The 13,615-nt window shown below is 73.5% G+C and carries 14 protein-coding genes; 6 read left to right on the top strand and 8 right to left on the bottom strand.

Going from position 1 to position 13,615, the window contains the following annotated elements:
• Positions 1 to 3: 3 nt before the first annotated feature.
• Complete coding sequence (locus IG74_RS0104970; RefSeq protein WP_030670159.1) at positions 4 to 558, bottom strand: TetR/AcrR family transcriptional regulator; 555 nt, start codon at positions 556 to 558, stop codon at positions 4 to 6.
• A 101-nt stretch (positions 559 to 659) separates the two neighbouring features.
• On the opposite strand from IG74_RS0104970, the gene IG74_RS0104965 reads away from it, so the two are divergent.
• Positions 660 to 1,118 (top strand): nuclear transport factor 2 family protein, encoded by a 459-nt coding sequence (locus tag IG74_RS0104965; protein ID WP_030670156.1) that lies wholly within the window; start codon positions 660 to 662, stop codon positions 1,116 to 1,118.
• A 21-nt stretch (positions 1,119 to 1,139) separates the two neighbouring features.
• Here IG74_RS0104965 and IG74_RS0104960 read toward each other — a convergent pair whose 3' ends face one another.
• Positions 1,140 to 2,162: an NAD(P)-dependent oxidoreductase gene (locus tag IG74_RS0104960; protein WP_234334214.1), complete on the bottom strand. Its 1,023-nt coding sequence runs from the start codon at positions 2,160 to 2,162 to the stop codon at positions 1,140 to 1,142.
• A gap of 166 nt (positions 2,163 to 2,328) precedes the next feature.
• Here IG74_RS0104960 and IG74_RS0104955 point away from each other — a divergent pair, with 166 nt between their 5' ends.
• Positions 2,329 to 3,249, top strand: coding sequence for an ABC transporter substrate-binding protein (locus tag IG74_RS0104955; RefSeq protein ID WP_030670152.1), 921 nt, complete (start codon positions 2,329 to 2,331; stop codon positions 3,247 to 3,249).
• Positions 3,243 to 4,277: a LacI family DNA-binding transcriptional regulator gene (locus tag IG74_RS0104950; RefSeq protein ID WP_030670138.1), complete on the top strand. Its 1,035-nt coding sequence runs from the start codon at positions 3,243 to 3,245 to the stop codon at positions 4,275 to 4,277. Before IG74_RS0104955 ends, IG74_RS0104950 begins: the two co-directional genes overlap by 7 nt.
• Positions 4,278 to 4,305: 28 nt before the next feature.
• On the opposite strand, the gene IG74_RS0104945 is transcribed toward IG74_RS0104950, so the two are convergent.
• The 4 genes from IG74_RS0104945 to IG74_RS0104930 form a co-directional block, all read right to left on the bottom strand.
• Entirely contained in the window at positions 4,306 to 5,295 is a 990-nt protein-coding gene (locus IG74_RS0104945; protein WP_030670135.1) for an ABC transporter substrate-binding protein, read from the bottom strand.
• A 115-nt stretch (positions 5,296 to 5,410) separates the two neighbouring features.
• Positions 5,411 to 6,181: an amino acid ABC transporter ATP-binding protein gene (locus IG74_RS0104940; RefSeq protein WP_030670133.1), complete on the bottom strand. Its 771-nt coding sequence runs from the start codon at positions 6,179 to 6,181 to the stop codon at positions 5,411 to 5,413.
• Complete coding sequence (locus tag IG74_RS0104935; RefSeq protein WP_051854545.1) at positions 6,178 to 7,158, bottom strand: amino acid ABC transporter permease; 981 nt, start codon at positions 7,156 to 7,158, stop codon at positions 6,178 to 6,180. Before IG74_RS0104935 ends, IG74_RS0104940 begins: the two co-directional genes overlap by 4 nt.
• Complete coding sequence (locus IG74_RS0104930) at positions 7,155 to 8,306, bottom strand: LLM class flavin-dependent oxidoreductase (RefSeq protein ID WP_030670129.1); 1,152 nt, start codon at positions 8,304 to 8,306, stop codon at positions 7,155 to 7,157. Before IG74_RS0104930 ends, IG74_RS0104935 begins: the two co-directional genes overlap by 4 nt.
• Positions 8,307 to 8,736: 430 nt before the next feature.
• On the opposite strand from IG74_RS0104930, the gene IG74_RS0104925 reads away from it, so the two are divergent.
• The 3 genes from IG74_RS0104925 (at position 8,737) to IG74_RS0104915 (ending at position 11,374) form a co-directional block, all read left to right on the top strand.
• On the top strand, positions 8,737 to 9,729 hold the full coding sequence (locus tag IG74_RS0104925; protein ID WP_030670127.1) for a GlxA family transcriptional regulator: 993 nt from the start codon (positions 8,737 to 8,739) through the stop codon (positions 9,727 to 9,729).
• 114 nt (positions 9,730 to 9,843) lie between these two features.
• On the top strand, positions 9,844 to 10,467 hold the full coding sequence (locus IG74_RS0104920; protein ID WP_030670125.1) for a cysteine hydrolase family protein: 624 nt from the start codon (positions 9,844 to 9,846) through the stop codon (positions 10,465 to 10,467).
• 88 nt (positions 10,468 to 10,555) lie between these two features.
• On the top strand, positions 10,556 to 11,374 hold the full coding sequence (locus IG74_RS0104915) for an alpha/beta fold hydrolase (protein WP_051854544.1): 819 nt from the start codon (positions 10,556 to 10,558) through the stop codon (positions 11,372 to 11,374).
• On the opposite strand, the gene IG74_RS0104910 is transcribed toward IG74_RS0104915, so the two are convergent.
• Together IG74_RS0104910 and IG74_RS0104905 are read right to left on the bottom strand one after the other, a co-directional pair.
• A complete protein-coding gene (locus IG74_RS0104910) occupies positions 11,375 to 11,860 on the bottom strand; it encodes an NUDIX domain-containing protein (protein WP_030670121.1) in 486 nt (161 codons plus the stop codon).
• A gap of 224 nt (positions 11,861 to 12,084) precedes the next feature.
• A complete protein-coding gene (locus tag IG74_RS0104905; RefSeq protein ID WP_030670119.1) occupies positions 12,085 to 13,458 on the bottom strand; it encodes an SLC13 family permease in 1,374 nt (457 codons plus the stop codon).
• Positions 13,459 to 13,615: the final 157 nt, after the last annotated feature.

Here is a 13,615-nt window from a genome sequence, read left to right as displayed (position 1 = left end):
TGCTCACCGCGCGGCCGCGATCAGCGCCTTCGCCGCGCGGGCCGCGTGGGCGGCGGGGGCGGGGGCGTGGTCGATCCCGGCGGTCACCATCGCGCCCTCGGCCAGCAGGAAGAGCTGCTCGGCGAGCTCGCCGGGCAGCTCCGCGGCCGCCACGAGCGAGGCCACGTACTCCTTGAACGCGCCCTTGTGCAGGCGCACTTGGCGCGCCACCGGCTCGGACGTGGCGCCGAGCTCCCCGTACGAGTTGATCCAGGCGCAGCCGCGGAAGCCGGGCTCAGCGAACCACTCGCCCAGCCAGTCGAACACCGCCAGCAGGCGCCGCTCGGGGTCCCCGTGCCGCTCGACGTGCTCGGCGAGCAGCCGGCGCCAGCGCGCGTCCCGCCGCTCCAGACAGGCCTCGACGAGCCGCTCCTTGGAGGGGAAGAGCTGGTAGAGGCGCTTCAGCGAGACGCCCGAAGCGGTGCGGATGTCGTCCATGCCGACGGTCTGGACGCCGCGCTGGTAGAAGAGCCCCTCGGCCGCGTCCAGCGCTTGTTCCCTGGCGACGGTGTTGTCCATTGGCCAAAGACTACCGCTGAGAACCATCGTTCTCTATGCTGGTGCGCGTCGCCGGAGAACGAGCGTTCTCCCTTGGGTGGCGACGACGAAAGGAGCACGCCATGACGGCACGCCCGCCCCTCCCGCCGTTCGACGAGGAGACGGCCCGGCAGAAGGTCCAGGCCGCCGAGGACGCGTGGAACACCCGCGACCCCGAGCGCGTCGCGCTCGCCTACACCGAGGACTCGGTCTGGCGCAACCGCGACCGGTTCGTCACCGGCCGCGCCGAGATCGTGGAGTTCCTGCGCGCCAAGTGGTCCCGGGAGCGGGAGTACGCCCTGCGCAAGGAGCTGTGGGACTTCCACGGCAACCGCATCGCGGTGCGCTTCCAGTACGAGTCGCAGGACGCGAGCGGCCAGTGGTGGCGCGCCTACGGCAACGAGCTGTGGGAGTTCACCGACGAGGGCCTGATGGCCCGCCGCGAGGCCAGCATCAACGACGTGCCGATCACCGCGGCGGAGCGCCGCATCTTCGGCCCCCGCGGCGAGGCGGAGCGCGGCGCCCCGCTCCCCGTGGGGTAGCGGGCGCGGCGCCGGGGGCGGTCACGTCCCGGATTCCTCCTCGGGCCCGGCGGACAGGCCGTCGTCCACGGCGCCGTCGTCCGGGGCGAGGGCCAGCCCGGACGCGGCGGCCTGGAGGTCGAGCAGCACGGCGAAGTCCTCGTCGACGCGGCCCGCGCTCACGCAGGCCTGGACGAGCTGGGCGGTCGCCGCCGCGAGCGGCAGCGGCACGTCGAGGGCGCGCCCGGCGGCGAGCCCGAGGTCGAAGTCCTTGCGCAGCAGCGCCGGCGTGAACGTCGGCGTGTAGTCGAGCCGCACGAACGCCGGGGTCTTGTAGCGCGTGAACGCCGAGCCGAGCACGCTGTCGTTGAGGAACTCCAGATACGCCCGGCGCGGCACCCCGCCCTTCTCGGCGAGCACCGCCGTCTCGGCCAGCGCCTGGGTGACGACGCCGAGCACGAGATTGTGCGCGATCTTCACCAGGCGCGCGCCCTCGCCCCGGCCCGCGTACGTCACCGAGCGGCCGATGAGGCGCAGCAGCGGCGCGGCCCGCTCGTACGCCGCCCGCTCGCCGGACACCACGATGCTCAGGCCGCCCGCCTCGACCACCTTGGCGTTGCCGCTGACGGGCGCGGCGAGGAACGCCGTGCCGCGCTCGGCGCAGGCCGCCCGCAGCGCGGCCGAGGCGTCCGGCGAGACGGTGGAGCAGTCCACGACGGTGCCGGGCGTCCGGCCGGGGTCCGCGAGCAGCCCGGCGGGGCCCAGGAGCAGCGCGTCCAGGGCGCGCTCGTCGGCCACCATCGTGAACACCACGTCGCGGGAGCGGAGTTCGGCCAACTCGCCGACGACGGTCACGCCGTGCGCGGCCAGCGGAGCGGCCCGCTCCGCGGTGCGGTTCCACGCCGCCACCCCCACGCCCGCCCCGGCGAGGCGCCGGGCCATGGCGAAGCCCATGCGGCCCGTCCCGGCCCAGCCGACGGCCGGGTGCGGGGCGCCGCCGCCCCGCGCGCCGCCCTCCCGCGCTCCGGCGTCCTCCGGCACCACGATGTCCTCGTACGACGACAACGGTTCCTCCTTCGACAGCAAACGATTGCGGCCCGCTTCAGCCTTCTCCGGCGGCCGCCCCTTGTCACGGGTGAGGCGAGCTCTCCACAATCGATTGCACGCAGATGGCTCCACGGCATTTCCGTGAACTCTCCCGAGGAACTCTCCCGAGCCCAGGAGCGCGCCCATGCGCCATCGCTCACTGACCGTCGGTGTGTTCAGCCCGTCCGTCCTGCTGCGCGTGGCGCGCGCGGCCGGGCTCTTCGACCAGCACGGACTCACCGTCACCGAGGTCCCCGTCGCCTCCTCGCCCGCCCAGTTCCGCGACCTGTTCGACGGCGCCGTCGACGCCGCCTTCACCAGCCCCGACAACGTCATCGCGTACCGCTTCGCGCCCGACAACCCGCTCGGGCGCACCGGCGACGTCCGCATCCTCGCCGCCCTCGACCGGGGCCTCGGCCTCGGCGTGTACGCCGCGCCCGGCGTGAAGGGGGCCGACGAACTCCGCGGCGCCGCGGCCGGGGTCGACGTGCCGGACTCCGGCTTCGCCTTCGGCCTGTACGCCGTCCTTGAGTCCCTCGGCCTCAAGGCGCCCTGCGCGGGCCCCGGCGACTACCAGGTCGTCGCGCTCGGCTCGACGCCCCGCCGCCTCGCCGCGCTCCTCGACGGCCGGTGCGCGGCGACCGTGCTCGGCGCGGGCAGCGAACTGCGCGCGGAGGCCGCGGGGGCCGTGCGCCTCGCCGGGCTCACCGAGGTGTGCGGGCCGTATCTGGGCACCGTGCTCACCGCCGTGGGGCCGCGCCGCGCGCGGGCCGCGCACGCGCTGACGTCGGCGCTCGCCCAGACGTCCCGACTCATCGTCTCTGGCGTCCTCGACGGCCTCGTCCTGGAGCAGACCCGCGCCGCGTTCCGGCTGCCCGACGACCTGGCCGCCCGGTACGCGGCGCGGCTGCGGGACCCCGCCGAGGGACTCGTGCCCGACGGCGCCGCCGACCGCGCCGCCCTGGACACCGTGCTCGGCCTGCGCCTGCGCTACCGCCCCGGCGACGCGGCCCTCGCCACCGCCCTCGACCCCGCCCGCGGCCTGCTCGACCCGCAGGCATGCTGAGGCCGCGCCCGGTCCGGCTGCGCGAGGTGGCCGACACCGCGGGCGTGCACCCCGCCACGGCGTCCCGCGCCCTCAACCCCGCCACCCGCGCCCGGGTCAGCGAGGACACCGCCCGCCGCGTGCTGCGCGCCGCCGAGGACCTCGGCTACCGGCCCAACCCGATCGCGCGCAGCCTGAAGACCGCGCGCTCCCACACCGTGGGCCTGGTCGTCCCCGACCTCACCAACCCCTACTTCCCGCCGATCGTGCGCGGCATCGAGAGCGCCCTGGAACCGGCGGGCTACCACGCCTGGATCGTCGACACCCACAACGACCCGCGGCGCGAGCGCGCCCAGGTCGAATCGCTGCGCTCCCGGCACATCGACGGGCTCATCGTCGCCACCGCGCTGCGCGACCACCCGCACCTGCGCGCCCTGCACGCCGACGGCGTCCCCATGGTCCTCGTCAACCGCCGCGTCGACGGCCTCGACGTGCCGTGCGTGACCCCCGACGACGTCTCCGGCATCACCCTGGCCGTCGCCCACCTCGCCGGCCTCGGCCACACCCGCGTCGCCTTCGTGGGCGGCCCCGCCACCACCTCCACCGGGGCCGCGAGGGCCCGCGCCTTCCGGCACGCCGTACGCGACCTCGGACTCGCCGATGACCCCGCGCTGCTCACCGAGGCGCCCCGGTGGAGCGAGGCGGCGGGCACGCACGCCCTGCGCGCGCTGCTCGACGCGGCCGCCGCCTGCACGGCCGTCGTCGCGGCCAGCGACCTGCTCGCGCTCGGCTGTTACGACGCCCTCGCCGAGCGCGGCCTGCGCTGCCCCGCCGACGTCAGTGTCGTCGGCTTCAACGACATGCCCTTCCTGGCCCGGCTGCGCCCCGCGCTCACCACGGTGCGGGTGCCGCACCACGAGGTGGGCGCCGAGGCCGCCCGCATGCTCTTCGACTGCATGGCGGACCCGGCGCGCCCCGCCCGCTCCCTGCTGCTCCCGGTCTCCCTCGTGGTCCGCGGGTCCACCGCCCCGCCGCGCCCCGGCAGGTGACCCGTGCGCGCCGCCCGCGGGCCCGGGCTCACGCGGTCCTGGGCAGCCCCTTCGGGTTGCGTTCCGAGGTCCGTACGGCCTCGTCGGACAGGCCCCAGTGAGCGAGCACCTTGCCGTAGGAGCCGTCGCCGATGAGGTGCTGGAGCGCCTTGTGGAGGGCCTCGACCAGGCCGTTGTCCTTCTTCGTGGTGGCGGCGATCTTGCCCTGGAGGCGGTCGCCCGCGCCCGAGAAGGTGCCGATGACCTCGGACTTGCCGGTGCTCGCCGCGTGGTAGGCGGCGACGGGGTTGGGGCCGAGGTAGGCGTCGATGCGCCCGGAGCCGAGCGCCAGGTAGTAGTCGCTGGTGTTCTGGAAGTACTTGATGTCGGTGGCCTTCCGGCCCGCCTTCACGTTCTGCCTGCTCCAGTCGACGAGCAGCTTCTCCTGGTTGGTGCCGGACGAGACCCCGATGACGCGGCCCGCCACGTCCTCGGGTCCCTTCACCTTCCACCCGCGGTCCTTCCTCGCCTCGAAGGCGATGGTGTCCAGGCGGTAGGTGGCGAAGTCGTACTTCTCCTTGCGCTCCTCGGTGACGGTGATGTTGCTGAAGCCGACGTCGTACTTGCCGCTGTCCAGGCCGACGAAGATGTTCGCCCAGTCGACCGCGTGCGAGCGCACCTTCAGACCGAGCACGTCGGCGACCAGCTGGGCGATGTCGGTCTCCACGCCGATGACCGTCTTGTCGTCGGTGGCGTAGAACGTCAGCGGCGGCACGGAGCCCGCGGACGCGACCACTTCGAGGGTGCCGCGCGAGCGGACGCGCCCCGGCACGAGGCGGGCGATCGCGTCGACCTTCCCGGCTCTGACGCGGTTCTGGTCGGGACTCAGATCGATCTTCGCGCCCTTGGCGCCGGGCCTCGCGCGGGCGGCCGGGCCCGTCTCCTCGTCCGCGGAGGCGCCGCAGGCGGTGGCGGTGAGGGCGAGGGCGGAGGCGAGCGCGAAGGTGAGCGTGGCGCGGCGGGTGACGGGCGCGGGCATGACGGAGCTCCTCGGGTCGGCGCAAGGGGGGGACGGGGGTGTGCGTGGGGTGTCGGTCCGGCGTGCGGGGCTACAGGACCAGGGCCTGCGGGACCAGGACCTGCCGGACCAGGGCCTACAGGACCTTCGAGAGGAACGCCTGCGTGCGCTCGTGCCGCGGGTGGTCGAGGACGTCCCCGGGCGGGCCCTGCTCGACCACCACGCCGTCGTCCATGAAGACCACGGTGTCGGCGACCTCGCGGGCGAAGCCGATTTCGTGCGTGACGACGATCATCGTCGTACCGGCCCGGGCCACGTCCTTGATGACGTCGAGGACCTCCCCGACCAGCTCCGGGTCGAGCGCGGACGTCGGTTCGTCGAAGAGCAGCACCTGCGGGTCGAGGGCGAGCGCGCGGGCGATGGCCACGCGCTGCTGCTGGCCGCCGGACAGCTGCCGGGGGTAGGCGTCGGCCTTGTCGGAGAGCCCCACCCGGTCGAGCAGGGCCCGCGCCCGGTCCTTGGCCTCCGCGGCCGGGCGGCGCAGCGCCGAGACGGGCGCCTCGGTGACGTTCTCCAGGACCGTCAGATGAGGGAAGAGGTTGAAGTTCTGGAAGACGAAGCCGATCCGGGTGCGCTGGCGCAGGATCTCGCGCTCCTTGAGCTCGTACAGCTTGTCGCCGCGCCGCCGGTAGCCGATCAGCTCGCCGTCGATGCTGACCGAGCCCCGGCTGAGCTTCTCCAGGTGGTTGATGGCGCGCAGGAGCGTGGACTTGCCGGAGCCGGAGGGGCCGATGACCACGGTGACCTCACCGGCGCGCACCTGGAGGTCGATGCCGCGCAGCACCTCGTGCGCGCCGAAGCTCTTGTGGACGCCGCGGACGTCGACCATCACGGGGGCGGTGCTCATCGCTTCTCCCAGAGGGGTGTCAGTTGGTGAGAGGAGGTCTTCAGGGTGCGGACGAAGGCGCGGGCGCGCTGGAGCGGCGTCGGCGGGGGAGTGCGGTCGGCGCCGCGCGCGAAGTGCCGCTCCACGTAGTACTGGACGACGGAGAGCAGCGTGGTCAGGACGATGTACCAGACCGTGGCGACCATGAGCAGCGGCACCACCCGGCCGTTGCGGCCGTAGATCACCTGCACTTGGTAGAAGAGCTCCCCGATCGCCATCACCGAGACGATGGAGGTGCCCTTGAACAAGGAGACGATCTCGTTGGCGGCGTTCGGCAGGACCGAGCGCATCGCCTGCGGAAGGACGATCCGGCGCAGCTGCCGGAGCCGGGGGATGCCGAGCGCGGCGGCCGCCTCCAGCTGCCCCGGCTCGACGGCGAGGAAGCCGCCGCGCAGGATCTCGGCGGCGTACGCGGCCTGGTGCAGCGCGAGCCCGATGACGGCCGCCGACATCGCCCCGACCAGGTGCATCGTGCCGAAGCTCCACACGACGGGCCCGAACGGGACGCCGATGCCCAACTCCTCGTACAAGTACGCCAGGTTGAACCAGAACAGCAGCTGCACGATCAGCGGGATGGAGCGGAACGCCCAGACGTACAGCCAGGCCGCGCCGGAGAGCAGCGGGCTGCGCGAGAGGCGCATCAGGGCGACGACCAGACCGAGGGCGAAGCCGAGCGCCGTGCCGTACACCGTCAGCTGGAGGGTCACCCAGACCGCCCGCAGCACGCTGTCGGCGGTCAGGTAGCGGAAGAAGACCTCCCACTCCCAGGCCGGATTGGTGACGAGCCCGTGCGCGAACTGGGCGGCCAGGACGAGGACGGCGACGCCCGCGGCCCAGCGCCAGTAGTGCCGTGCCGGGACCACCTTCAGCTCGGCGCCGGCCTCGGGCCCGGCGTCCTCGGCCTGGAGCGCGGAGGCCGCCGGGGCGGCGGACGTCATCCCGCCACCGCCAGTCCGCTCAGCGTGCGCTCCAGCGTCTGCGGTCCGCGCTCGGCCCGCTCGCGGTCGCGCTTGGCGACCTCCTCGCGGACGATCGGGATGACGTACCGGCCGAAGTCGACGGCGTCGTCGAGCAGTTCGTAGCCGCGCGCGGACAGGATGTCCACGCCGAGGTCGTAGTAGTCGAGCAGCGCCTGGGCGACCGTCTCCGGGGTGCCGACCAGGGCGTTGGAGTTGCCCGCGCCACCGGTCGCGGCCGCGGTGGGCGTCCACAGCGCGCGGTCGAAGCGCTCGCCCTGCTCGGCGATGGCGATGAGCCGCTGCGAGCCGGTGTTCTCCGGGGCGCCGGGGGAGCGGCGCCGCGTCAGGGTCTGCCCGCCCGCCCGGCGCTCGCGGATCGCGCCCACCGTGCGGTGCGCCTTCTCCCAGGCCAGGTCCTCGGTCGGCGCGATGATCGGCCGGAACGCCACCTGGATGCGCGGCACGTCGGCACGCCCCGCGGCCCGTGCCGCCCGCGTGACCTCCTCGATCTGCTGCGCGGTCTCGGCGAGCGGCTCGCCCCACAGGCAGTAGACGTCCGCCTCGGCGCCCCCGGCCGCGTAGGCGGCGGGCGACGAACCGCCGAACGAGACGCCCGGGTGCGGCTGTTGGACCGGGAAGACGTCGCTGACGAAGTCCTGGAAGCGGTAGTGCGCGCCCTCGTGGTCGAAGGCCTCGTGCCGCGTCCACACCTTCTTGACGATCTCGATGTACTCGCGGGTGCGGGCGTAGCGCTCGTCCTTGCTCAGCGTGTCGCCCTCGCGGCGCTGCTCGTGGTCGCTGCCGCCGGTGATGAAGTGGACGGTCAGCCGCCCGTCGCTGACCTGGTCGAGCGTCGCGAACGTCCGTGCCGCGTACGTCGGGTACGACACGTTCGGCCGGTGCGCGAGCAGGATCTGCAGCGACTCGACCTTCGCCGCGAGGTACCCGGCGGCGGCCGCGGGGATCGGGGAGCCGGAGCCGTAGGCGAAGAGCACCCGGTCCCAGCCGTGGTCCTCGTGGGCCCGGGCGAGCCGCAGCGTGTACTGCTTGTCGAAGGCGGCACCGGAGCGCGGACGGATCTCCGAGCCGTCGTTGGTCGCGGCGATACCGAGGAACTCCACGGGCATGGCGAGCCTTTCGTGCGTGGATGAACAGGGGGAGCCCGTCCGGCGCTTGAGGACAAGGACCGACGGGCCGGGAAACACCCGACGAGGATCAGGGGGGAACGGCCATGGGCGACCGACGGAGCCCGTCCGGCGCTTGAGGACGAGGCCCGAAGGGCCGATCAGCCGCGCAGGGCGCCCACGCCAGAACACGCCGCGGAACACACCCGACAGAGGTCGATGTGCTCGCGTGAGACCAGCGGCTGCGAGGACGGCATGCGAACAGTTGAGCACCGGACTTTCGGCGCCGTCAACGGGCCCCGGGACGCTGTCGGAGCGCCGCCACACGCCGTTCACACGGGCGTAGCGCCGGAACGGACCCCCTCGGTCGCGTGTCCGGATGTGACAGGGAATCGTCATTGCGGCCATCCGTTGCGCGGGTGAGCATAAGGACATGCCCCTTCCCCACCGGGTCGTCATCGCGGTCTTCCCCGATGTCGACCTCCTCGACGTCACCGGCCCGGCCGAGGTGTTCGCCCTCACCAACCGGGAGACGGCGGGCCGCGCCGGATACCGGGTCAGCCTCGCGGGGCCGACCGCCGGAGCGGTCCGGACGTCGGCCGGGGTGCGGCTGCTCACCGACGTGGCCTTCGACGACGTCGGCGACCAGGTGGACACCCTGCTGGTGCCGGGCGCGGTCGACATGACCGACGACGGGCCCGTGGCCCGTATCGACACCACCGTCGTGGAGTGGGTGAAGGCCACCGCTCCGCACGCGCGGCGGGTGGCGTCCGTGTGCGTGGGCGCCCACCTCCTCGCCGCGGCGGGGCTCCTGGACGGGCTGACGGCGACCACCCACTGGTCGACCGCGGCCCAGCTGGCCGCCGACCACCCGGAGGTCACGGTCGACCCGGACCCCATCTTCGTCCGGGCCGACCGCGGGCGGCTGTGGACCGGGGCGGGCATCAGCGCCTGCCTGGACCTCGCCCTCGCCCTGGTCGCCGAGGACCAGGGCGAGCAGACCGCGCTCGCGGTGGCCCGGCAGCTGGTGGTCTACCTCAAACGGCAGGGCGGCCAGAGCCAGTTCTCCGTGCCGCTGCGCCGCTCCGGCACCAGCCGCAGGGACATCGACGAGCTGCGCCTGTGGATCGCCGACCACCTCGACGAGGACCTGTCGGCGGGGGCCCTGGCCGCCCGGATGTGTCTGAGCGAGCGGCACTTCGCCCGCGTCTTCACCCAGGAGACGGGCACCAGCCCCGCCGCCTACGTCGAGGGCGTCCGCATCGAGGTCGCCCGGCGGCTCCTCGAAACCACGGACTGCCCGCTCGACCAGGTCGCGGCCGCCGCCGGGCTCGGCTCGGTGGAGACCCTGCACCGGGCCTTCCGGCGACAGCTGGCCACCACCCCGGCGGCCTACCGCCGCCGTTTCCGCACCAGGACCGCCTGACGGCGTCCCTTTCCTTCCTTTCTCTGTAGACCCCGTTCTTTGTAGACCCCGTCCACCGGCGCGGGCGCCAGGCCGAGGCCTCGCCCTGCCCGAAAACCCGAGAAGGGCTCCCCGATGAGCACCAGTCACCCCGCCACGACCCTGCGCGACGTGATCGGCCTGGACAACCAGCCGCCCCGGCTGAGCGAGTCCGCCCTGATAATGATCGACTTCCAGAACACCTACCGCACCGGCGTCATGACCCTGGACGGCGCCGAGCAGGCCGTCGCCGCGGGCGCCCGGCTCCTGGAGCGCGCCCGCGCCGCTGGCATCCCGGTCGTCCACGTCGTCAACGACGGCGGCGAGAACACTCCGTACGACATCCGCGCCCACATCGGCTCGATCAGCGACGAGGTGGCTCCCGCTGCCGGTGAGCCGGTCGTGGTCAAGCAGGTCCCCAACGCCTTCCACGCCACCGACCTGGAGAAGGCGCTGCGCGACGCGGGTGTCGCGCCGGGCGAGGGCCGTGACCTCGTGCTCGCCGGGTTCATGACCCACATGTGCGTCGCCTTCACCGCCCAGGGCGCCTTCAACCTCAGCTACCGGCCCACCGTCGTCGCCGAGGCGACCGCCACCCGGGCGCTCGCCGCACCGGACGGCACGGTCGTGCCCGCGGCCGCCCTGCAGGCGGCCGCGCTGACCACCGTCACCGATCTGTTCGGCGTCGTGGTGCCCGCCGTGGAGGACCTCCGCGACTGAGCCCGCCGCCCCGCACCGGGCGGTGCCCGTGCCCCGGTCCGCCGGAAATTCCTTCGGCGGGCCGGGGCCGTTCTGCCAGGATGCGGAGGTGATCCTTTCTCATGACGTCGACGGCCCGGCCGACGGCCCCGCCCTTGTCCTGCTGCACTCCTCGGTCTGCGACCGCCGGATGTGGGAGCCGCAGTGGCGCCCGCTGGCCGAAGCCGGGTTCCGCGTCGTCCGCGCCGACTTCCGCAGCTGCGGCGGGTCTCCCGCGGCCACCGCGCCGTACTCCGACGAGGACGACGTCCTCGCGCTGCTCGACGCCCTGGGCGTGGCCGAAGCCGCCTTCGTGGGTTCCTCGTACGGCGGCCGGGTCGCGCTGCGGATCGCCGCGCTGCGCCCGGAGCGGGTGACCGCCCTCGCGCTGCTCTGCGCGGGCCGCCCCGGACACGAGCCGAGCCCGGCGCTCCAGGCCTTCGCCGAGGCTGAGGAAGGCCTCATCGACGAAGGGGAGCTGGACGCCGCGGCCTCCTTCAACGCCCGTACGTGGCTGGGCCCGGAGGCCGACGGGAAGACCCGGAGGCTGGTGACCCGGATGCAGCGCGAGAACTTCGCCAACTGGTTCGCCGCGCACCCGTCGGACCAGGACGGGGAAGCCGACCACGAACTCCCGGAGCCCGCGCTCGACCTCCGGGCCGTCACCGCCCCCACCCTCGCCGTCGGCGGTGCCCACGACCTGTCCGACTTCCGGCAGATCGCGGCCGGACTCCCCGGCCTCCTGCCCCGGGCCCGGCACCGGGAACTGCCGTGGGCGGGCCATCTGCCCTCCCTGGAACGCCCGGCGGAGATCACCGCGCTGCTCCTGGACTTCCTGCGCGAGGAGCACGACCACGACGCTTCCGGCGAGCGTACGGCCGTCGGCTGATCACGGCCCGATCGACAGCGGCCGCTCGGGCACTCCGCCGGTGAGCAGGTCGGCCAGCAGCGCGGCCATGCCGGAGGGGCCGAAGAAGTCGGGGCCCTGGTAGGCGGCGATCTCATCGAGGCGCCACCAGCGGAACCCCGCGAGGTTCTCGGCGGCCAACTCCTCGTCCGACAACGCCCCCTCGGGCCGGAAGGAGCGGGTGCGGACGAGGTAGTAGTCGTTGATCACCCCGTCATAGCCTGCCGCGTGGCCGGGGGCGACGATCTCCTGGTGCCAGACGTGGGGCGGCGTCCCCTCGACCGCCAGCCCGACCTCCTCCCGCACCTCGCGGCGCAGCGCGGCGCGTGGAGTCTCGCCCGCTTCGATGCCGCCGCCAGGAGTGATCCAGACGACCTCGTCGGGGAGCACGCACCTGCACAGCAGGACGCGCTCCCGCTCGTCGAGGACGATCGCGCGGACGGAGTGGCGCAGCTGTACGGCGGGCATCGCGGAGCGGTTCCTTTCGGCGTGCGGGTCGTGCCTCATGGTGCCAGGCCGTCGAGGATCAGTCCCAGGGTGAAGCCGAAGCGGTCGTGCCCGGCGCCCGAGGCCAGCTCGGTCGCGTGCTGCCTGGTCCGGGGGAACCTGGAAGCTGGCTCCTTAAGGGGGTGCCGTGGCCGACGCGGGCGAAACCCGGGAGCGCGCTCGGCGTGCTCTCCGCGTTCAGGCCTTCAGACCTGTCCGGGGATCACGAACAGTGCCCACGTCGCGAGCGGGGCGACGAGGGTCATCGACATGCCCCAGCGCATCAGGGCGTTGAAGATCTGGGGGCGCTGTTCCTCGGGCGCGTTGGCGGTGACCAGGGCGCCGCTGGTGGACAGCGGGGAGGAGTCGACCACCGAGGACGAGATGGCCAGGGCGATGATCAGGCCGACGGAGCTGACCTGACCGTCCATCAGGAAGGGGACGGCGAGGGGGATGAGCGCGCCGAGGATGCCCGTGGTGGAGGCGAAGGCGGAGACCACGGCGCCGACCACGCAGATCAGCAGGGCGCCGAGGAGCGGCGAGTCGATCTTGGCGACGCTGTCGCCGAGCCACTCGATGGTGCCCATGCGCTCCATGACGCCGACGAAGGTGACGACACCGCAGACGAGCAGCACGGTGGACCAGGCGCACCGGTCGACGGCGCCCTTGGCGGCGTCGGGGTCGACCAGGGTGAGGACGACCACGACGGTCAGGGCCATGAGCCCGACGTTCCACTCGAAGAAGAGCGCGCCCGCGACCATGCCGAGCAGGCCGAGCAGCGTCAGGGAGCGGGAGAGGTCGAGACCGGGCGCCGGGGCCGGTTTCGCGAGGGCGACGGTCGCGGTGGCGGTGCCGCCCGCCGGTGCCGCACCCGAGGGCGTGCCACCGGCTGAGCCCGGCGAGGCGCCACCGGGCTCAGCCACTGCTGGCGGTCCGGAGGGCCCGGCCGCCGCATCGGTGGCCTGCGCGCGCCGCCCGAGCAGCTGCCGCCCGCCGAACATGAAGTACGCGACGACGCTGAGCGCCACGCTGAACAGGAACGTCATGGCGAACAGCAGCGCGGGACTGCTCGGCAGGTCGTTGCGCTCGACCACGCCGTTGGTGATGGAGCCGTAGACGCTGGCGGGCGAGAAGCCGCCCGCGCAGCCCCCGTTGGCCACGAGCAGGCCCATCAGGAGGGGACGGATCTGGTAGCGGGCGCACAGGCTCATGCCGATGGGGGCGATGACGCCGACCGCCGCGGGCACCACCGCGCCGACCGCGGTGAGCGCGGCGGTGATGAGGAACATGACCCAGGGGATGAGGGCGATGCGGCCGCCCACGGCCCGGGTCGCGGCGTGCACGAGCCATTCGATGGTGCCGTTGTTCTTGGCGACGGCGAACAGGAAGGTGACGCCCACGAGGACGACGAAGAGGTCCCCGGGGAAGCCCCCGAAGACGTCGTCCGAGTTCTCGCCGGCGACGGTGGAGCCGACGGCGAACGCCGCGACGAGCGCGAGCGCTCCCATGTGGACGGAGGTGAACGTGGCGACGGCGAAGACGAGCACCAGTGCGCCGATCGCGATGAGATGGTCTGTCATGACACGTCCTCGCCTTTCGGACTGCGGCCGAGTAGCGGGTGGAGGGTCACGTGCGTGGGCAGGCGGATACGGCCCCGGAGCGGCAGGGAGCTGGAGCAGGGCGTGCTGGAGCGTCGTGGGTCGGTCGTGGGTCGTAGGGGGCGTGACGAGCGTCGTA

Source organism: Streptomyces sp. NRRL B-1347 (genome assembly GCF_000720325.1).
In the GTDB taxonomy this organism is placed as follows: domain Bacteria; phylum Actinomycetota; class Actinomycetes; order Streptomycetales; family Streptomycetaceae; genus Streptomyces.
This window is presented reverse-complemented; position numbering and strand designations above follow the sequence as displayed.

Coding starts and splice junctions, on each gene's coding strand:
- IG74_RS0104925 (WP_030670127.1), top strand. CDS start 8,737: ATGCCCCTTCCCCACCGGGTCGTCATCGCGGTCTTCCCCGATGTCGAC.
- IG74_RS0104920 (WP_030670125.1), top strand. CDS start 9,844: ATGAGCACCAGTCACCCCGCCACGACCCTGCGCGACGTGATCGGCCTG.
- IG74_RS0104910 (WP_030670121.1), bottom strand. CDS start 11,860: ATGCCCGCCGTACAGCTGCGCCACTCCGTCCGCGCGATCGTCCTCGAC.
- IG74_RS0104930 (WP_030670129.1), bottom strand. CDS start 8,306: ATGCCCGTGGAGTTCCTCGGTATCGCCGCGACCAACGACGGCTCGGAG.
- IG74_RS0104950 (WP_030670138.1), top strand. CDS start 3,243: ATGCTGAGGCCGCGCCCGGTCCGGCTGCGCGAGGTGGCCGACACCGCG.
- IG74_RS0104935 (WP_051854545.1), bottom strand. CDS start 7,158: ATGACGTCCGCCGCCCCGGCGGCCTCCGCGCTCCAGGCCGAGGACGCC.
- IG74_RS0104965 (WP_030670156.1), top strand. CDS start 660: ATGACGGCACGCCCGCCCCTCCCGCCGTTCGACGAGGAGACGGCCCGG.
- IG74_RS0104945 (WP_030670135.1), bottom strand. CDS start 5,295: ATGCCCGCGCCCGTCACCCGCCGCGCCACGCTCACCTTCGCGCTCGCC.
- IG74_RS0104955 (WP_030670152.1), top strand. CDS start 2,329: ATGCGCCATCGCTCACTGACCGTCGGTGTGTTCAGCCCGTCCGTCCTG.
- IG74_RS0104970 (WP_030670159.1), bottom strand. CDS start 558: ATGGACAACACCGTCGCCAGGGAACAAGCGCTGGACGCGGCCGAGGGG.
- IG74_RS0104905 (WP_030670119.1), bottom strand. CDS start 13,458: ATGACAGACCATCTCATCGCGATCGGCGCACTGGTGCTCGTCTTCGCC.
- IG74_RS0104940 (WP_030670133.1), bottom strand. CDS start 6,181: ATGAGCACCGCCCCCGTGATGGTCGACGTCCGCGGCGTCCACAAGAGC.